The sequence below is a fragment of the Bradyrhizobium sp. USDA 4452 genome, assembly GCF_054063575.1.
Genome location: NZ_JBSSGK010000001.1, coordinates 1358617 through 1377779, shown reverse-complemented (window position 1 = coordinate 1377779; position 19163 = coordinate 1358617). Strand labels below are relative to the sequence as shown.

Below are 19163 nucleotides of genomic sequence, written 5' to 3'. Positions count from 1 at the left end.
GAGGCGGATGTGACGGCGGCGAGACACCGACATGGCAGGCAAAGTGAGGGATTGGGTGCAAACGGCGTTGATTGCGCTGGTTTTGAGTGCGCTGGCGCCACTGGCTCACAAATGGCCGCTGCAGTGGGCGGGTGCGGCGGCAAACGATGCACTCAATGTGAGCCGCGTGAACGTGGTGATACCGCCGACGCTTTTCGGCATGACGATCAATGCGATCGGGCAGTCACAACCGTGGCCAGCGCTCAAATTTGACGGCGTTCGGCTTTGGGGCGCGATCTACTGGGCGCAGGTCAACCCGGCGCCCGGCATCTACAATTGGGCGCGCTTCGACGCCATCCTTGCGGCGGCCGAGCGCGAGCACGTCGATGTCGTTCTCAATCTCGCCTTCACGCCGCGTTGGGCCGCGTCCGTGAAAGATGCGCCGCCGGCGTTCGCGCCCGGCGCAAGTTCGCCGCCTGCCGATCTCGCATCATGGGATGAATGGGTGCATGCGGCCGTTGCGCGCGCCGCCGGCCGCATCAAATACTGGGAAATCTGGAACGAGCCCGAGGATCCCAAATATTACTCGGGCGACATCGCGACCATGGTCCAGATGCAGAAGCGGGCCTACGAAATCATCAAGGCCAGCGATCCCACCTTGACCGTGCTGACGCCGGCGTCCAACGGCACGCCGGACGGCTATCGCTGGCAAACGGCCTTCATGGCGCAAGGCGGCGGCCAATATGCCGATGTCTTCGCCTTCCATGGCTATGCGAGCGAGCCCGAAGCGGTGATCGGAATTATCGCGCGCTTCAGGCAGATCCTCGGCGCGCACGATCTCGCCACACGGCCGATCTGGGACACCGAGGCCGGCTGGCCGTCGCATGAGGACAACCCGGATGGCTGTCTGGCACGCGCCTATATCCTGAAATGGATCAACGGTGTCGACCGGTTCTATTGGTACGAGTTCGCCGGCGGAGGCGGCGACTTCGGCAAATTATGGGATCGGGCGCGCGGGTTGCTTCCGGGCGGAATCGCCTATCGCACCGTCCAGTCTTGGTTGGTCGGCGCCAGCGTCGTGGCCGCGGCCAGGACGTCGCCGTCGATCTGGCGCGTCGATCTGCGCATGAAGGATGGCCGCAGCGGTCTGATTCTCTGGACCACCAAGGGGCGGTCCATCTATCGGGTCGACCCGCGTTTTGGCCGGTACCAGGGCCTCGACGGTGGTGAAGGGGCTGTCGCTAACAGTGAGGTCGAGATATCGCCCAAACCGGTCCTGTTGCTGGAATGATAACGATGTTAAATCCCCGAACCATGGGATAACGATCACGACGTTCTTACCCCCGTTGCAGGCGGCGGGCACGATACAACGGGCGCTGTTAACTTGAGGCGATTGACCGACTGTGAAGCAGATCGCGCAAAACTATAAGAGCGGCGAACTCAGGCTGGTCGATGTGCCGGCGCCGCGGTGCCGCCCCGGCGGGGTCCTGGTGCGCACCGCGTTCTCGGCGGTGTCGACCGGCACCGAGATGATGAAGTTCACCGAGGGCCGGCTGTCGCTGCTCGGCAAGGCGCGTGCGCGCCCCGACCAGGTTGCCAAGGTGGCACGCTCGGTCCGCCAGCAGGGATTGCTTGCGACCTATCAGAAGGTGATGAACCGGCTCGATTCCTACACGCCGCTCGGTTACTCGCTGTCGGGCACCGTCGTGGAGGTGGGCGAGGGCGTCGGCGGCTTCTCGGTCGGACAGCGGGTCTGCTGCGGCGGCAATCAATATGCAACCCACGCTGAATACAATTGGGTGCCGGTGAACCTCTGCGTGCCGCTGCCGGACGGTGCCGCGCTCGATCAGGCCGCGTTCACGACGATCGCATCGATCGCGCTGCAGGCGATGCGCCAGTCGGAGATCCGCTTCGGCGAGACGGCCTGCGTGGTCGGCCTCGGCCTGATCGGGCAGATCATGGTACGCCTGCTGCGCAGCGCCGGCGTCGTGGTCACAGGGCTCGACAGGCTGGAGCCGCGCTGTCGTCAGGCCGAGGCTGCGGGCGCCGCGGTCTGCGCGGTCGCATCGGATGATGGCGCGGCCGGGTTTCGCGCCCGGATCGACCAGCTGACCGCGGACAATGGCGTCGATTGCGTGTTCATCACGGCTGGGAGCGAGGATCCCGATCTCGCTTCGCGCTCGGCCGCGCTGCTGCGCGACCGCGGCCGCATCGTCGATATCGGCAAATGCACGCTGAACCTGCCGTGGAACGAATTCTACGACAAGGAACTCGACGTTCGATTCTCGCGCTCCTACGGCCCCGGCCGCTACGATCCGCTCTACGAGGAGGGCGGCATCGACTACCCGATCGGCCATGTGCGCTGGACCGAGAAACGCAACATGGAGGCGATTGTCGCGCTGCTTGCCGACGGGCGGCTCGATTTTTCGTCGCTGATTTCCGAAATGGTGCCGCTGGAGCAGGCGACGGCAGCATTCGAGCGCATGAGCCGGGGCGAGGTCGGCCTCGGCATGGTGTTTGCCTATCCGGACGCCGCTCCCCGCGCGATGCAGATGGTCTATCGTCCGGCTGTCGCGTTGCGCAGCGGCCGGGTGCGGCTCGGTGTCATCGGCGCGGGCAATTATGCCTCCAGCATGCTGTTGCCGCAGCTTGCAAATAACGCGCGCGTCGATCTCGTCGAGGTCTCGACCAACACCGGCCTGAGCGGCGCCACCGCGGTGCGCAAGTTCGGCTTCGCGCGTGCCTCGACCGATGCGGCCGCGGTGCTCGAGGCTGGCGATATCGACGCCGTGCTGATCGCGACGCGCCATGCCTCCCACGCCGGCCTTGCGGCGCAAGCGCTGCGCGCCGGCAAGGCGGTGTTTGTCGAGAAGCCGCTCGCGATCGATGCAGACGAGCTCGGTGAATTGGAGCAGGTGATCCGCGAGAGCGGCAACGACAGGCTGATGGTCGGCTTCAACCGCCGCTTCTCGCCGCTGCTGCAGGGCATGCGGGCGGTATTCGCGCCGGCAGGGCCGCAGACCCTGCAATATCGCGTCATCGCCGGCCCGCTCGAGAAATCATCCTGGTATCTGCAGTCCGGGAGCGAGGGTAGCCGCTTTGTCGGCGAGGGCGGGCATTTCATCGACGTGCTGTCCTGGTGGCTCGGCGCCGAGCCGGTGCGCGTCTCCGCGCGTGCTGCCGGCAAGGACGTCGACAATCTCATCGCCACGTTCGACTTTGCCGACGGCTCGGTTGCGAGCCTCAGCTATCTCACCGGCGGCGACCCGCGGGTGCCGAAGGAGGCGCTCGAAATATCGGCCAGCACCGGCTTTGCCGCCTTCGACAATTTCGCGGGCTTCGAGGTCTGGCACGCCGGGCAACGAACGGCGAAGAAAGCGCGGCTCGACAAGGGGCAGCGGCCGATGCTGGACGCCTTCGTTGCGGCGGTCGCATCGGGGGCCGCGATGCCGATCGCTCTCGATTCTCTGCTTGCGACCACCCGCGCAACCCTCGCGGTGCAGGAGAGCGCGGCCGCCGGAATGCCGGTCGATCTGACGATCGGCGCAGCAGAGCAAGGCGTCGCGCGCGCGGCGACTGCGTTGAGATGAACCCGGCCTGGTACCTGCGCAGGCTGCAGCGTATGGAGCCGTCCGAGGTTGCGGGACGGGTGAACGACCAGCTGCTGCGCCTGCTCTGGCGCATCACTCCGCCAGATATCGCCCGACACGCCAGCGCGAGGCTAACCCCAGGCCCGCGGCGGCCGCGGCTGAAGCCGCTGCCCTTGCCGGCGCACGCTCCGCAGCAGGCCACCGGGCGGTTGATCCATGCTGCCGAGCGGATTCTCGCCGGACATTGGCGGGTCTTCGCCCGAGATCATGATGCCCTGGGCGAGCGGCCCGACTGGTTCGTCGATATCAGAAGCGGCAAGCGGGCGCCTGCGGACATGTACGCGTTTGCGGTTCCCTATCGCGACGAAGCCGCGGTCGGGAACATCAAATACATCTGGGAGCCGTCGCGTCACCACCATCTGACGGTGCTCGCGGCCGCGTATGACCTGACCTCTGACGAGCGCTACGCCAGGCGCGTGGCTGCGCATCTCACAAGCTGGTGGCGCGAAAATCCGTTTCCGTGCGGGCCGCACTGGATCAGCGGCATCGAGCTTGGCGTTCGGCTGATCTCGTGGGCGTGGGTGCGCCAGCTGCTGCGGAATTGGCCCGGCGCGCCAGCATTGTTCGAGGACAACGACCGGTTCCTGACGCAGCTTTATGCCCATCAATACTGGCTGTCGCAGTTTCCGAGCCGGGGCTCCTCCGCCAACAACCACATCATCGCAGAGGCTGCCGGGCAGTTCGTGGCGGCCTGCGTGTTTCCCTTCTTCCGCGACAGCGCGCTGTGGCGCCAGGATGCCGCCAGGACGCTGGCAGACGAAGCTGTTGCACAGACCTTCGCCTGCGGCAGCAATCGTGAGCTCGCGACCGATTACCACGGCTTCGTCCTTGAACTGCTGCTGGCCGCGGCGGTGCAGGGCGAAGCGTCCGGGCACCAACTGGACGACGTGGTCTGGACCACGATGTGCCGCATGAGCGACGTCATCGCCGCGATGCTCGACGATCGCGCTCGTCCTCCCCGTCAGGGTGATGGCGATGACGGTATCGGCCTGCTGCTCGACGATCACGCCAGCAATCGCTGGCTCGGTTTGCTCGCCACCGGGACGCGCCTGTTCGGCGAGCTGGAGTGGTGGCCCAAACTGCTCGAGCCCGATCTGCGCACGTTTTTTCTGGCCGACGGCATCAAGGCGCGTGCGATCGCCGCGCGCCCTGCGCGCCGCCCGCATCTGCTTGTTGAGGCGGGACAGACTTTTCTCGTCGATGCCGACCGAGCCGTGTGGTGCCGCTGCGATCACGGTCCGCATGGCTTCGGCCGCATTGCGGGGCATGCCCATGCGGATGCGCTGTCGCTCGAATGCCGGATCGGCGGGGTCGATATCCTCGCCGACCCCGGCACTTATTGCTATCACGGTGATCCGCGATGGCGGGCCTATTTCCGTTCCACGCTGGCGCACAACACGCTCTGCCTGTTCGGGCGCGACCAATCGGTATCGGGCGGCCCGTTTCTCTGGACGCGGCATGCGCAGAGCCGGTTGATCGCATCGAGCGGGCTGGACGATCGTGACGCGGACGCAAGCTGGGTCGCGGAGCATTCAGGGTATCAGGACGCAGCAGGTCTCGTGCACCGCCGTTCGGTGCAATTGCAGCGTCGGGCGGCGCGGCTCGTCGTCACGGATATCGTCCTTGCCGATGAAGGCCTTGCTGTGCCGGCGAGCCTCAGCTGGCACCTCGGTCCCGAGGTCGAATGCAAGCTCGAAGGGCGAATTGCGCAGCTCGCGTGGCCCGGCGGACGCGGCGAGCTCGAGCTGCCGGCGGCGCTCGGCTGGACGCCGCATCGCGGTGACGAAGCCGTGCCGGCCGGCTGGTACTCGCCGTCGTTCGATCTCAAGGTGCCGGCGACGACGCTGATCGGCTCTGGAACGCTCGCCGCCGGCCAAAGCCTGGTGACGGAGCTGCGCTGGTTTTCCGAGCCGGCGCGCCGATCATGAAGATCCTGGTCGCTCACAACAGGTATCAAGGACGCGGCGGCGAAGACGTCGTGTTCGAAGCGGAAGTCGACCTGTTGCGCGGCGCTGGACACGATGTTGAGACGCTCACGGTCAGCAACGAGGCGATCAACTCGCTGGCCGCGCGGATCGCGACGACGCTGTCGATCGCAGACAATGCGGAGGGAAAGCGGGCCATGGCGGAAGCGATCGACCGCTTCCGCCCCGACATCGTGCACGTCCATAATTTTTTCCCGCTGCTCTCGCCCGCCGTGTTCGATGTCTGCCGGCAACAGCGCGTGCCCGCGGTGGTGACGTTGCACAATTATCGCACCATCTGCACCGGCGGCATGCTGTTGCGCGACGGCCGCATTTGCCACAAATGCCTGGACCGCAGCCATCTCTGGGGTGTTGCCCATCGCTGCTACCGCGGATCGCTGCCGGGCTCGCTGGCCTCGGCCTACATGATCGCGCAGCACCGGCGCCGCGGCACCTGGACGCGGCCCGGTGTGCGCCTGATCGCGCTGACGCAGTTTGCCCGAACGCTGTTCACGCAGGCAGGCTTCGACGCCGGACGGATCGACGTGAAGCCGAATTTCATGGCCGATCCCGGTGCACCCGATCCGGCCATACCGCGCACAGGGCTGCTCTATGTCGGACGGCTGAGCCGCGAGAAGGGCGTTGGCGTGCTGCTCGACGCTGTTGCGGGGACCGGCGTGCCCTTGCGGATCGTCGGTGAAGGACCGGAGCGCGCTGCGCTTGAGGCTCGGGCGCCCGCCAATGTCAGGTTGCTCGGCGCGCTCTCGCGCTCAGAGGTGCTTCGGGAAATGGCGAGCGCCCGGGCGTTGGTCGTGCCGTCGCTATGGTACGAGGGATTTCCGATGGTCGTGGTCGAGGCTTTCGCCCAGGGTACGCCGGTGATCGCATCCGAGATCGGCGGACTTGCCGAGGTGGTGACCGCAGGCACGACCGGCGCATTGGTGCCGCCGGGCGATGCGGCCGCGCTCGGACAGCGGATTGCCGAGCTTCTGGACGCGCCTGCTCGCGCGACGGTTTGGGGAAAGGCCGCACGGGCCGCTTATCTCGAGCGCTACGCGCCGGATGAGAATCTGCGGCTGCTCGAGGCCATTTACGCACGCGCCGCCGCTGGATGATTGCCGCTCACGGTTGGCCCGCGGATCAGGCCTCGTTGCGGCGCTCGCGCCATTAATGGATTGCGGCGAATCTGATGTTAATTTGTTATATCACACGCTCGATCTGGCTCTCGTGCGGCCTTGGCCGGGCGGCTCATTCACCCCGATTCTACCGGATTTTTGCCTGCTTGGCGCTCTTAAGCCATGACCAGAGCCTGCCAGAGCGTCGCTCCGTTTGTCGGCCGGTAGCGAAGTTTGACGCTTTTCTGAAAACGCCCTCTCGTGACGCAGAAATATTTTTTCAGATCAGAAAATCGCGTCGAACCATGCGCAAAGGCTACGAAATTCCGTGCTCTGGCGCCACCGGGGCACCGGATGAAACCCCGTATAATCACTACCCTTTTTTGCGCAGCGGCTAACATTTGTGAATGACCTGCGCGGAATGTTAGCCGATGTCCGAAATTGCGCTAAGTCTCGCAAAAGTCTCGTGGAACCAAGCGTTAATGGCGCTTTGCTGATTGACACCCCGATATTGCGGACTTAACAATGGACTTAACAAGTTCGTAACGTGTGTCCACATTTGAGCTGCGTCGCAACAAACCAGTTGCGGATCAACAGCTTACGTGTGGGCGAGCGGCTTGAATCCTCGTATCCCAAGCAGGGGCTACATCGATGGCGACTTACAATCTCGACCAGACCGACCTCAAACATGCGATCAACTCCACGATCGATCACGCAACCCAGCAACAGATTCTTGACTATCTGATCAACGCAGGGATCGGGTACACCAGCCCGGATAATGGCGCGACCATCCCGGTGCAGGTGGGTGCCGGCATCAGCAACCCCAACCCGGACACCAACGTTCTCATCGAGACCAACGCCAATAACACTGTTAACACCGACGCCAACCTGAAGGCGATCATCGAGGCGACCAACCAGGACGTCACGCTGACGGTGAACGGCAGCACCCCGGTGCTGGTCGCGACCGGCAACGGTAACGATCAGATCTTCGTCAACAGCACCGGTGACACCACAGTTCTCGCCGGCAACGGCAACGACACGATCTTCGGTGGCGCGGGTCACGACTCGCTCTCCGGCGGCAACGGCGACGATGTCCTGATCGACAACGTTTCCGGTCACAGCACGCTCGATGGCGGCAAGGGCGATGATCTGCTGTCCGGCATCGGTGCCGACACCCTGATCGGTGGCTCCGGCAACGATACGCTTTACGGCGGCAGCTCGTCGACCCTGTTGGGCGGCAGCGGCAACGACGTGCTGGTGTCCGGCAGCACTGCCGGCAATTCCAGCATCCTGCTTGGCGGCACGGGCAACGACGCGCTGTACGGCGGTGCCGGCAACGATCGCCTGTTCGGCGGCGACGGCAACGACACGCTAACCGGCGGTTCGGGCAACCAGATTCTCGACGGCGGCAAGGGCAACGACGTCCTGATCGGCGGTTCGGGTAACAACGAGCTGTTCGGCGGCGCCGGCAACGACGCGCTCTACTCGAACTCGGATGCCTCGCACGGCTCGATCCTCGACGGCGGTGCCGGCAACGACTCGCTGTATGGTGGCGCCGGTGCGGACACGCTGTATGGCGGTGCCGGCAACGACCTGATTGTCGGCGGTACGGGCACTGTTGCCGAGTACGGCGGCGCCGGCAATGACGTGCTCTATTCGGGCAGCGATGCGTCGCACGCGACGAAGCTGTTTGGCGGTGACGGCAACGACTCGCTCTACGGCGGCGCCGGCAACGACACGCTGTATGGTGGCTCCGGCAGCGACACGCTGGTCGCCGGTTCGGGCACGCAGACGCTGTTCGGCGGCGGCGGCAACGACTCGTTCGTGGGCTCCGCCACCGGCACGGCCTCGATGGTCGGCGGGTCGGGTCAGGATTACTTCTACCTGTCCAACCTCCACAGCAACGACACCATTGACGGTGGCGCAGGCAGCAAGGACTCGCTGACCTTCCTGGATCATGCCTCAACCGATGTGACTGGTATCACCGCGGGCAAGGACGGTTCTCTGGACGTCAACTTCAGCAATGGCCAGGTGACCCAGATCAGCAACATCGAATACCTGATCTTCAACGATGGTCACTCGACCAAGCTGTAAGATCCTAGGCCTGAACTAGGTCTCCACTAATCAAAGGCGCCGCCTCAACCCTGGTTGAGGTGGCGTTTCTTTGCGATTACAGATGGTGTTGTGATCGACCTTTCTGGATCACGCCTTGGCCGACCTGACCGGCATTGCCGCGGGCAAGGACGGCTCTCTGGACGTCAACTTCAGCAATGGCCAGATGACCCAGATCAGCAGCCTCTATCACAAGTTCCGCCTGGGGCATGTTCGCCAACGGATGTTAGACGTTAGTTGGTCACATTCGGACCACGTAGCTTTTGTAAATGCGTGGTGCTCGCTTGATACGATGGGAACCGTGGCCGATCGCCTTCTGCGGCCCCGGCACGTTCGGTCAAGACGAACGATCGCTGCAGAATTCAGCCGCTTGATGCGCGAACCCGCGGAGCTCTCGAATTGGCCAAGAAGAAAATGCTGAATGCCGGTGCTGGATCGACGGTGACCAAGCGCATCCAGCCGCTCATGACCTCGCAGGAGTGGGAGGAGGTCCGGCTCGATGTCGACGGAGGCGTTAATCCGGACGTCGTCGGATCGATCACCGATCTCTCTCGATTGTTCCCGCTGGCCTCGTTCGACGCGATCTGGTGCTCTCACGTCATGGAGCATCTCTATGCCCATGAGATTCACCCTACATTCGTGCAGTTCCGCGAGGTTCTCAAGCCGGATGGCTTTGCGCTGATCATGTCGCCCGACCTCGAGGCGGTGGCCCAGCACATGCTGATCCATGGTCTCGGTGCGGTGGCGTATGTCTCGCCGGCGGGCCCGATCCGGCCACTGGATATGATCTACGGGCATTCCGGCGCAATCGAGCAGGGGCGCCATCACATGGCGCACAAGACCGGCTTCTCGTCCGAGCGAATGGGAAACCTGCTGCTGAGCGCCGGCTTTCCGACGGTTTCCGTGCGCAGCGGGAACTTCGAGGTCTGCGCGCTGGCGCTGATGCCCGAGGCCGAGGATGAGCGGATCCGGCCGCAGCTGGAGGCCTGCGGCTTCGACTTCCGGGAGACCGTGACCGCCGCGCCGTGATGCCGATGTTAAATAATGTTATAAAGTTCCGTGGTTAAACGGTCTGTGACAACGCTCGAATCGGCTTTGTGCCGGTCGCGAAATATATCTTTTTGGTGCGATGTGCTGAAAATGCTGCGTTAGCGAACTAACAATGATAAGTTATAGTTCGCTAAGGCCAGGATCTGCGCAGTCGAAACTTCGAGGCATCCATGACCAAACACCTCTCGCTCGTCGGCGCACCTTCGGTGGAAGGGCTGCCACCCTCGGGTCTTGCATGTCTCGTCCTCGTGGCAAGGCAGCATGGCCTGCATCTGACGCCTTCCCAGCTCATCCACGACAATCTCCTGGGTGACCAGGAGGTCACGCTTCCGGAACTTCTGAAGTGCGCGAACTCATCCGGAATGACGGCAAAGGCCGTCACGCTGGACTGGACGGGGCTGAGCCATCTCAAGCGGGCGCTGCCGGCCATCGTTCGCCTGCGCGATGGCAGCCACATGGTCCTGCTGCGCCTTGAAGGCGATGAAAACAGCACCCGGGTGGTCTTGCAGGATCCGAACGCGAGCGAGGATGCGCTGCTCGTCATCGACCAGCCGCGCTTTGAGGACATCTGGTCGGGCGACGTCGTCATGGCCAAGCGCGACTACGAGATTTCCGACGAGACCCAGCCGTTCAGCTTCGGCTTTGTCACCGCCCTGCTGTTCCGCGAACGGCGTATCCTGCGCGACGTCGCGATCGCGGCGTTGATCCTGGGCTTGATGGGCCTCGGCCCGATCATGTTCTGGCGGCTGCTCTCCGACAAGGTCATCTTCTACAAGGCCTACAACACGTTCTACGTGCTGTGCATCGGCATGCTTGTGCTCATCCTGTTCGAGGCGGCGTTCACGTTCCTGCGGCAGTATCTGGTGCAGCGTCTGACGGCCCGCCTCGACGTCAAGCTGTCGACCTACGTGTTCGAGAAGGTGCTCAATCTGCCGATCGACTACTTCGAGCAGAACCCGGTCGGCCTGATTTCGAGGGACATCCGCGAAGTGTTCCGAATTCGCGGCTTCCTCACCGGGCAGTTGTTCGGAACCATTCTCGATTCGACGACGCTGTTCTTCTTCCTGCCCGTGATGTTCTTCTTCAGCCCGATCATGACGCTGATGGTTCTCGGCTTTGCCGGCGTGATCGTAACCTGGCTTGTCCTGATGCTGCCGGCCTACCGGAAGAAGTCCTCGGCAACCCTGGCGGCCGAAGGCGCGCAGGGCGCCTTCCTGATCCAGAGCCTGAACGGCATGCGGACCATCAAATCGCTGGCGCTCGACAAGCGGCAGCGGCACATGTGGGATGTGCTTGTGGCGCGCGTCGCCAAGGCGCGTCTTGCCGAAGGCCTGACCGGAACCGCCATCCAGACGGTGGTGCGTCCGTTGGAACGATTGGCGGTGAGTGCGCCCTATGCGTTCGGTGTCTACATGGCCGTGTCGAGCGGCGATCCGGTCTATGTCGGGGCGCTGTTTGCCTTTCTGATGCTGTCGCAACGTGTCGCCGGCCCGCTGATGCAGATGGCCCAGCTCATCAATCAGTACGACGAGGCCCGCACGGCCGTCACGATCGTCGGCAGGCTGGTGAATCAGCCGCCTGAGGAGGGACGTTCCGGCCACGGCGTGCGGGTTCCGCTCAAGGGGCTGGTCGAATTCTCCGGCGTCACCTTCAAGTACAAGGGGGCGGTGTCGCCGGCACTGAACAACGTCTCCTTCGAGATTCCGCTCGGCACCACGCTGGGCGTGATGGGCAAGAGCGGCTCGGGCAAGACCACGATCACCCGGCTGCTGCAGCGCCTGCACTCCGACTACGGCGGTTTGATCAAGGTCGACGGCATCGATGTCCGCGAATACGACGTCGACCATCTCCGCCGCAACGTGGGTGTCGTGCTGCAGGAGAACTTCCTGTTCAGCGGCACGATTCGCGAAAACATTTCGGCCGCAAAGCCCGATGCGACCTTCGACGATATCGTCAGGGCGGCGCGATTGGCGGGCGCCGAGGAGTTCATCGACAAGCTGCCGCGCGGCTACGAGACCTATATCTACGAGGGATCCACCAATCTTTCCGGCGGCCAGCGTCAGCGTCTCGCGATCGCGCGAGCGCTGATCGTCAATCCTCCGATCCTGATCCTCGACGAAGCGACCAGTGCGCTCGATGCCGAGAGCGAGACGATCGTCAACGCGAATATTTCGCGGATCGCCCAGGGGCGCACGCTGATCATCATCTCGCACCGGCTGTCGTCGCTCACCAAGGCCGATGCGATCCTCGTGCTCAATCGCGGCGTGGTCAACGATATCGGCCGTCACGAGGAGCTTTTGGAACGAAACGACATCTATAGCTCGCTCTGGTACCAGCAGAACACGCATCTCGTGCCGACAGGCCGCAACGAGAAAAACTTCAGGAGTCCGACCCTTGTCTCCTAATCAGGCTTCGCTCGCGACCGTTCGCCAGTTCCAGTCCGAAACCGACGCCATCCGCGAGGCGGCCGAGCCGTTGCTGGCTCGGGCGACGCTGTTCTTGCTGTCGGCGTTCATGGTCTCCGTCGTGGCGATCATGTGCTTCACGCGCGTCGATCGGGTCATCACGAGCGTCGGCGGCCGGATCGTCCCGGTCGATCAGATCAACGTGCTGCAGGCCCTGGACGCCTCGATCATCAAGACCATCGATGTTCGGGAAGGCGAGCAGGTCGAGACCGGGCAGCTGCTCGCGACCCTCGACTCGACCTTCACCGCGGCCGATGTCACCCAGTACAAGCTGCAGATTGCGAGCCTCGATGCACAGGTTGCCCGCGACGAGGCCGAATTGTCCGGAAAGCCGCTGACATATGGTCAGTCCAACGATCCGGAAGTGACGAGGTACAACGCCTTGCAAAAGGCACTCTACGATCAGCGCGTCGCCCAGTACAACGCGCAGGTGAACAGCTACGACTCCAAGATCAGCCAGACCGAAGCGACGATCCAGAAGTCGAAGAAAGACGACGAACGCTACAGCCAACGCGCCGAGATCGCCGGCAAGATCGAGGACATGCGCTCGACGCTTGCGGAAAGCGGCAGCGGGTCCAAGCTGAACCTGTATCTGTCCCAGGACAATCGCCTGGAGCTGTTGCGCCAGATCGACAACACGCACAACACGCTGCTGGAAGCGCAACACCAGCTGGAATCGCTGAAGGCCGATCGCAAGGCTTTCATCGAGCAATGGAATGCGCAACTGAGCCAGGATCTGGTCACGACGCGCAACAGTCTCGATACGGCCCGCTCGAACTATGACAAGGCCATCAAGCATCAGGATCTTGTGCGGTGGACGGCAGCCGAGCCGTCGGTCGTCCTGACCCTCGCCAAGCTCTCGGTCGGATCGGTGCTGAAGCCGGGCGATCCCTTCATTACGCTGATGCCGCTCAAGACCCGGCTCGAGGCCGAGATCCAGATCCTGTCGCGCGATGTTGGCTTCGTCCGGCCCAACGACCCCTGCACGATGAAGGTCGATGCCTTCAACGCGGCGGAGCACGGTACGGCGCAGGGCAGGATTCGCTGGATCAGCGAAGGCGCCTTCACGACCGATGATGACGGGAAGCCGGTGGATGCCTACTACAAGGCGCGATGCTCCGTCGACGAGACCAACTTCAAGGATGTTCCGAAGAATTTCCGCCTCATCCCCGGCATGACATTGCAGGGCGATGTCAATGTCGGCACCCGGTCCGTTGCGATGTATCTGCTCGGCGGCATGCTGCGCAGCGCAAAAGAAGCAATGCGCGAGCCATGACGGTATCGGCGCGATCCCTTCTCGACCTGCTCCGGCCCCGTTCGTCCGGTTCAGACTCATCGCAGTTTGAACGGGGAATGCAGGCTTACGAGAACCGGCAATACCTCGAGGCGCTCCGCTTGTGGCGGCTCGCGTCGCGCGCGGGCAACCCGGAGGCGGATTACCGGATCGGGCTGCTCTATGCGAAGAACGAGGGCGTCATCGGCAACATTCCGGACGCGGTCGCGTGGTACGAACGCGCCGCGCTGCATGGACATGTCGATGCGCAATTCCAGCTCGGCTTGATCCACTTCCACGGCTTTCAGGCCGCGCTCGGACCGAACCGGCCCGAGATGTGGCGGCAATCCACGGCGGCGCGGCTGGGTGACAAGGCGACCAACCTCCACGATCTGGTGTTCCCGAACGGAATCGGCGTGCCGAGGGATCTCGACGCCGCCTTCCTCTGGATGTCGTTGGCGGCGGAAGCCGGCAAGGCGGACGCGCAAGCGCTGCTGGGCGACATGTACGCCAACGGGCAAGGCTGCACCAAGGATCACGCCGTTGCCCTGCGCTGGTACGAGGCTGCGGCCGAGCAGAAGGCCGCGGCCGGCGAATTCGCGCTCGGCGACGTGTACTATCAGGGCCGCGGCGTTGCCGTCGATCTTGCGCAGGCCGCGATCTGGTATTTCTTCTATCACAAGGCCGCGGAGCAGGGGCATGTCCGCGCGCAGGTTGCGCTCGCTTTCATGTGCCTCAAGGGCACCGGGCTTCCCGAGAATGTCGAAGAGGCCGCGCGGCTTTTCCAGAGTGCAGCTGCCCATGACGATGCCATCGCGCTCTACAACATCGCGCTGTTGCGGCTGAGCGGCAAAGGGGTGGCCAAGGACCTCGACAAGGCCGAGACCGCGCTGCGCAAGGCGGCGCGGAAGGATTATTTGCCGGCGATCCAGGCGCTGGCCGAGTTCTATGCGCTCGGCACCGCTGCGGAGCCGGACCTGCGCGAAGCGGCGTATTGGTATGAGAAGGCGGCCGAACGCGGCGATGCGCAGGCGCAATTCCTTACCGGGCGCTTCTACGCCACCGGCACCGGCGTTCCGCCCAGCATCCGCCAGGCTGCGAAATGGTTCGAGCGCGCGGCCGAGAGTGGCCATGCCACGGCGGCTCACAACATCGCGGTGTTCTATCTCAACGGCAACGGCGTGACGCGCGATGTCGCGACCGCGATCAAGTGGTTCGAGCGCGCGTCCGAGGGAGGCATCAGCGCCGCAGGCGTACAACTCGGCCGGCTCTACTCGGCGGGCAACGGTGTGCCGCGCGATCAGGCGCGCGCTGCCGAATGGCTCAGCAAGGCGGCCAACGCCAACGGCGGCGATGCCGATGCAAAGACGGCCTATGCCGTGTTTCTCATCCAGCAGGAGCCGTCCGAAGCCGGTCTTGCGCAGGCACGCACGCTGCTCACCGATGCCGCCGAGGCGGGGCATTCTGCCGCAGCATTCCAGTTGGGCGGGCTTCACATGGGAAGGTCCGGCGGCGCCGTCGATCTTCCGGCCGCGGTGCAATGGTTCAAGCGGGCGGCAAGCGCCGGCCATGTCGAGGCCCAGCACACATTGGCGTTGCTGTATTCCGATCCCAACAGCAGCCTCAAGGATCCGCAGGCGGCCGCCGGCTGGATCGTCAAGGCGGCCGATGGCGGCAGCGCCGCAGCGCAATTCAAGCTCGCGGTGATGTATTGCACCGGGCAGGGCGTCGAGCAGGATCTTGTCCAGGGCGTGAAATGGTACGAGGCCGCCGCGCGCCAGGGTCACACGACCGCGCAATACAACCTTGCCGTGATGCTCGGACGAGGCCAGGGCTGCGACGCCGATCCGGCGAAGGCGGCCGAGTGGTTCGCGGCCGCTGCGCAGCAAGGCATGGCCGAAGCGCAACTCGCCATTGGCGATGCGTTGCGTGCCGGCAACGGCGTCGCGCAGGACCGCGATCAGGCGCTGCGCTGGTATCGACAGGCGGCGCAGCAGAACAACGAAGGTGCGCTGCGTCGTCTCGAGGCGATGGGCGAGAGCGTCGGCTGAGATTGTTGGAGGCGGACATCACCTCGCGCGCAGGCAATTGCAGAGACGGTGAACGGCTTTGTTTTTGGGCGCGAAGGCACGGAAGCGTGCACGTCCGCGTGACAATCTAGGCAGAACTAACAATGGCTTTCATATCGACGATAGAGAGATTGCGTTAATGTGGGTCCGCGGAATAAATGCTCGTTGCACCTCTGGTTGTGGGAAGATGATCGATAAGAACCATGAGGTCGCGATCTGGAGCGTGTGATCCCGGGATCGAATGTCCGCGTGATCGGGAAAGAAACTGGAGCCGGCGTTAAACGTTGGCAGGAGATTGAGTGGCAATGAACAAGATGGTCGAACGGAGCGTCAGGGATACGAAGGATATGTTGCCCGTTGCCAGTCCGGTTCAGCAGGACGACCATCCGCAGAGCCTGTTCCTGGATCCCGATATCAGCGATCTGCAGTCGGGATCGCGGTTGCGCGGCGCAATCCTCGAATATTCCGGGCGAGGAATTTCGGGTTGGATTGTCGACGCCCAGTCGCCTGCTTCGACCGTTTCGATAGCGCTCTTCATCGCTTCCCACTGTGTTGAAGAGGGACGCACCGGCCGATCCATGCCGGCCCGCGTCGGCCCACGGAGCGTGATCGGACGTCCGGGATTTCGGATCGATCTATCGACGCCGGGCGTGCGGCGGCGGCTGGCGCGTGCCCTGAGAAACACGCTGGTGGAGCCCAAGCATGCGCAGATCTATCTCCGTATCAGCCTGAGCGACGGCGAGTACTACGAGATACCGCTGTTCGAGAACTTCACCGCGAGCGAAGTGGTCGTTGCGCTGGGTTTCTCGATCGAGGACTACGACGATCTGCTGTTTCCGAACAACGACAACAGGACCGTTGCCGGAGTGGCGGACGCCGCCACCAAAGAGGTGCGCTACATCTGCTTCTACCTGCCGCAATTCCATTCATTTGAGGAAAATGACAGGTGGTGGGGACCGGGGTTCACCGAGTGGACCAACGTCGCGCGCATGCGCGCCCAGTTTCCGGCTCACGAGTCCCCGTGGTTGCCGGCCGATCTCGGATTCTACGATGTCCGGCTGCCGGAGACGCGCCGTCAGCAGGGCGACCTTGCGCGCAAGTACGGCATCGATGGATTTTGCTACTACGTCTACTGGTTTCAGGGGAGACGGCTGCTGGAGAAGCCGCTTCAGCTGCTGCTCGAGGACGGCGAGCCGAACCTGCCGTTCTGCATCTGCTGGGCAAACGAGAACTGGTCCCGCCGGTGGGACGGCTCGGATGCCGAGCTCTTGTTGGGACAAAATCACTCGCTGGACGACGACGTCCGCTTTATCGACGACATGGCCGACCTGCTGCTCGATGAGCGCTACATCGCCGTCGATGGCCGAAAGGTCATCGTGATCTACAGGCCGTCATTGTTGCCGGACAAGCAGCGCCTGTTCGAGATCTGGCGCCAGAGGGCCAGAGAACTTGGAATCGGCGAGCTGCTGATCTGCAATGCGATGACCTTCGGCGAGTTCGACCCGCGTGACGTCAATTGCGATGCGGCGATCGAGTTTCCGCCGCACACGGTCTCGACGCGGGAAGTGCCGCCGGCCGAAGTCGATGCGCCGCCGACCTTCGCCGGGAAGGTGTACGACTATGTCGATGCCATGCGATCGTCGATCGGCAAGACCTACGATTTCCCGTTCTTTCCTGCCGTGATGCCGCGTTGGGACAATACGCCGCGCAAGGGCGCGCGCGGTCATGTCTTCACCCGGTCCAGTCCGGAGGCCTTCGAGGTCTGGCTGCGCGACGCGACGCTGCGGGCCAAGGGCAACAGCTTCTCCGAGTCGCTCGTGTTCATCAATTCCTGGAACGAGTGGGCCGAGGGTGCCCATCTCGAGCCGGATTCGCGTCATGGACGCGCATTCCTCGAGGTCGTGCGAAGGGTCGCTTCGGCGGAGCCCATCTCATCCCAGATTCGCAATAGTCCGGATCTGCTGGATTGCCTGAGCAGGCAGGAGCTCGAGTGGGCGGTGAAAGAAGCCTCGACGCATGTCGAGGTGCTTGCAAGCCTGCACCGATCCGGCCTGACGCATTCCGGGGTCCAACGCGCAAGAAGCGGCATTCCGGTCGAGGCAGAAGGGGCGTCAGACAATCCGGAAGGGTCGTTGCTGGTCATCGAGAACATCAATTCGCAAACCGGCGAACGTGTGATCGTCGATCCGCGCTATGAGATCCTGGTGCGGGGATGGATTTGCGCGGGCAATGCTTTCGAAGCCAGCCGACAGAGGACGGGATTCCTGATCCTGTCGGCGCTTGCTCCGGGGAGCGCGGCCGACAACGGGTACTGCCTGATCGTCGATTGGCACGAGCGCGTCGACGTCAAGGAGTACATGAAGGCCGAAAGCAGGGATTGCTATTTCGGCTTCCAGCTGTCGTTCTCGATTCAGGATCTGCCGGATGGTGAATATCAACTCGCGGTCCTGGAGGTCGGTGACGGAGCCAGCGCACTCGTAAGGTCCCGCCACTCGATCATCGTGAGACGTTGAGGTCGCCGCCGATGCTCGCAAGCGTTGTCATCGCGTGCTACAAGCACGAGCAGTATCTCGAGGAGTGCCTCGAGACGGTCTATCAGCAGACCTTTGCCGACATTGAACTCGTCATCGTGGACGACAATTCGCCGGACAAGAGTTTTGAGGTCGCCCAGAAGGTCATCAAGAAGAGGTCGTTCGGAAAGCGCTTTGTCTCGTGCAAGCTGCTCAAGAACCCCCAGAATCTCGGCGCCCACTACACCTGGAACAGGGCGCTGTCGCTGACGAACGGCGACATGATCTTCCTTCTGAACTCGGACGATGCTTTCTCGAAGGAGCGAGTGCGGCTGTTCGCGGATCAATATGCCAATGAGCGGCTGTTCTTCGGCTTCTCGGCCGTTGAGCCGATCGACGAGCACGGCAAGTCGATCAGCAACTACCAGTTTCCCACACGCCTGCGCTATGCGATCGATCGGGCGCAGATTGCCGGTGCGCCGCTGTCATGGACATTCCTGGACTCCCAGATTGCGGCGTCGACCGGAAACTTCGTCTTCAGCCGTGAACTGCTGCGACAGGTGGGCTGGCTCGCTGACCTCAAATATTGTCACGACTGGGACTTCGCGCTGCGCGCCGTCACCAAGGTCGAGCCGACCTATCTCGAGACCGACCGCTATCTGTATCGGCTCCACTCCACCAACAGTTTCCGAAGCCTGAGCAAGGTGGCGGAGAGCGAGACGAAGGCGTGCATGGAATCGTACTGCCTGAATGCGATCTCGTCGCGGCCCCAGAACAAGACCTGCCTCAGCCCGTCCAATTTCGGCGATTCGTTCTACGACTTCGTGAAGCTGCACCCGAACTTCAACTACTGGGTCAAGCAGATCTACGCTCCCTATCATCCGGAGCATCGGACGGTGGACTCGAACGATCGGACCATGCCGATTCGCTGGCGTTGATCGGGAGAGAGCCGCGTTGTCCGTTCCGATGCAATCGG

At 63.3% G+C, this 19163-nt stretch carries 12 protein-coding genes; all 12 read left to right on the top strand.

Annotation, left to right across the window (positions count from 1 at the left end; all coding sequences use genetic code 11):
* Nucleotides 1–31 precede the first annotated feature (31 nt).
* Entirely contained in the window at nucleotides 32–1270 is a 1239-nt protein-coding gene (locus tag ACVISU_RS06710; RefSeq protein WP_456706402.1) for a glycosyl hydrolase, read from the top strand.
* A gap of 112 nt (nucleotides 1271–1382) precedes the next feature.
* Nucleotides 1383–3569, top strand: coding sequence for a bi-domain-containing oxidoreductase (locus ACVISU_RS06705; protein ID WP_456706401.1), 2187 nt, complete (start codon nucleotides 1383–1385; stop codon nucleotides 3567–3569).
* The gene (locus ACVISU_RS06700; RefSeq protein WP_456706400.1) at nucleotides 3566–5557 is read left to right on the top strand and encodes an alginate lyase family protein; all 1992 of its coding nucleotides are present in this window, start codon (nucleotides 3566–3568) and stop codon (nucleotides 5555–5557) included. The genes ACVISU_RS06705 and ACVISU_RS06700 overlap by 4 nt, the downstream gene beginning before the upstream one ends.
* Complete coding sequence (locus ACVISU_RS06695) at nucleotides 5554–6708, top strand: glycosyltransferase family 4 protein (protein WP_050400835.1); 1155 nt, start codon at nucleotides 5554–5556, stop codon at nucleotides 6706–6708. Before ACVISU_RS06700 ends, ACVISU_RS06695 begins: the two co-directional genes overlap by 4 nt.
* 651 nt (nucleotides 6709–7359) lie before the next feature.
* Nucleotides 7360–8802 carry a calcium-binding protein gene (locus tag ACVISU_RS06690; protein WP_050400834.1) on the top strand — a complete coding sequence of 481 codons (1443 nt, stop codon included), beginning with the start codon at nucleotides 7360–7362 and terminating at the stop codon, nucleotides 8800–8802.
* 115 nt (nucleotides 8803–8917) lie between these two features.
* Nucleotides 8918–9241, top strand: coding sequence for a hypothetical protein (locus ACVISU_RS06685; RefSeq protein WP_456706399.1), 324 nt, complete (start codon nucleotides 8918–8920; stop codon nucleotides 9239–9241).
* The gene (locus tag ACVISU_RS06680) at nucleotides 9235–9849 is read left to right on the top strand and encodes a class I SAM-dependent methyltransferase (protein ID WP_050400833.1); all 615 of its coding nucleotides are present in this window, start codon (nucleotides 9235–9237) and stop codon (nucleotides 9847–9849) included. Before ACVISU_RS06685 ends, ACVISU_RS06680 begins: the two co-directional genes overlap by 7 nt.
* A gap of 191 nt (nucleotides 9850–10040) precedes the next feature.
* The gene (locus ACVISU_RS06675; RefSeq protein ID WP_050400832.1) at nucleotides 10041–12275 is read left to right on the top strand and encodes a peptidase domain-containing ABC transporter; all 2235 of its coding nucleotides are present in this window, start codon (nucleotides 10041–10043) and stop codon (nucleotides 12273–12275) included.
* Nucleotides 12265–13611, top strand: a complete 1347-nt coding sequence (locus ACVISU_RS06670; protein WP_050400831.1) for an HlyD family type I secretion periplasmic adaptor subunit — start codon at nucleotides 12265–12267, stop codon at nucleotides 13609–13611. Before ACVISU_RS06675 ends, ACVISU_RS06670 begins: the two co-directional genes overlap by 11 nt.
* Nucleotides 13608–15659, top strand: coding sequence for a tetratricopeptide repeat protein (locus ACVISU_RS06665; protein ID WP_456706398.1), 2052 nt, complete (start codon nucleotides 13608–13610; stop codon nucleotides 15657–15659). Before ACVISU_RS06670 ends, ACVISU_RS06665 begins: the two co-directional genes overlap by 4 nt.
* A 323-nt stretch (nucleotides 15660–15982) precedes the next feature.
* A complete protein-coding gene (locus ACVISU_RS06660) occupies nucleotides 15983–18190 on the top strand; it encodes a glycosyltransferase WbsX family protein (RefSeq protein WP_456706397.1) in 2208 nt (735 codons plus the stop codon).
* Nucleotides 18191–18201: 11 nt separating this feature from the next.
* Nucleotides 18202–19125 carry a glycosyltransferase family 2 protein gene (locus ACVISU_RS06655; protein ID WP_050400828.1) on the top strand — a complete coding sequence of 308 codons (924 nt, stop codon included), beginning with the start codon at nucleotides 18202–18204 and terminating at the stop codon, nucleotides 19123–19125.
* Nucleotides 19126–19163: the final 38 nt, after the last annotated feature.

What these genes read in the sequence shown, in the direction of transcription:
- ACVISU_RS06710 (WP_456706402.1), top strand. Translation starts at nt 32, where the DNA reads ATGGCAGGCAAAGTGAGGGATTGGGTGCAAACGGCGTTGATTGCGCTG.
- ACVISU_RS06700 (WP_456706400.1), top strand. Translation starts at nt 3,566, where the DNA reads ATGAACCCGGCCTGGTACCTGCGCAGGCTGCAGCGTATGGAGCCGTCC.
- ACVISU_RS06695 (WP_050400835.1), top strand. Translation starts at nt 5,554, where the DNA reads ATGAAGATCCTGGTCGCTCACAACAGGTATCAAGGACGCGGCGGCGAA.
- ACVISU_RS06690 (WP_050400834.1), top strand. Translation starts at nt 7,360, where the DNA reads ATGGCGACTTACAATCTCGACCAGACCGACCTCAAACATGCGATCAAC.
- ACVISU_RS06680 (WP_050400833.1), top strand. Translation starts at nt 9,235, where the DNA reads ATGCTGAATGCCGGTGCTGGATCGACGGTGACCAAGCGCATCCAGCCG.
- ACVISU_RS06675 (WP_050400832.1), top strand. Translation starts at nt 10,041, where the DNA reads ATGACCAAACACCTCTCGCTCGTCGGCGCACCTTCGGTGGAAGGGCTG.
- ACVISU_RS06665 (WP_456706398.1), top strand. Translation starts at nt 13,608, where the DNA reads ATGACGGTATCGGCGCGATCCCTTCTCGACCTGCTCCGGCCCCGTTCG.
- ACVISU_RS06660 (WP_456706397.1), top strand. Translation starts at nt 15,983, where the DNA reads ATGAACAAGATGGTCGAACGGAGCGTCAGGGATACGAAGGATATGTTG.
- ACVISU_RS06655 (WP_050400828.1), top strand. Translation starts at nt 18,202, where the DNA reads ATGCTCGCAAGCGTTGTCATCGCGTGCTACAAGCACGAGCAGTATCTC.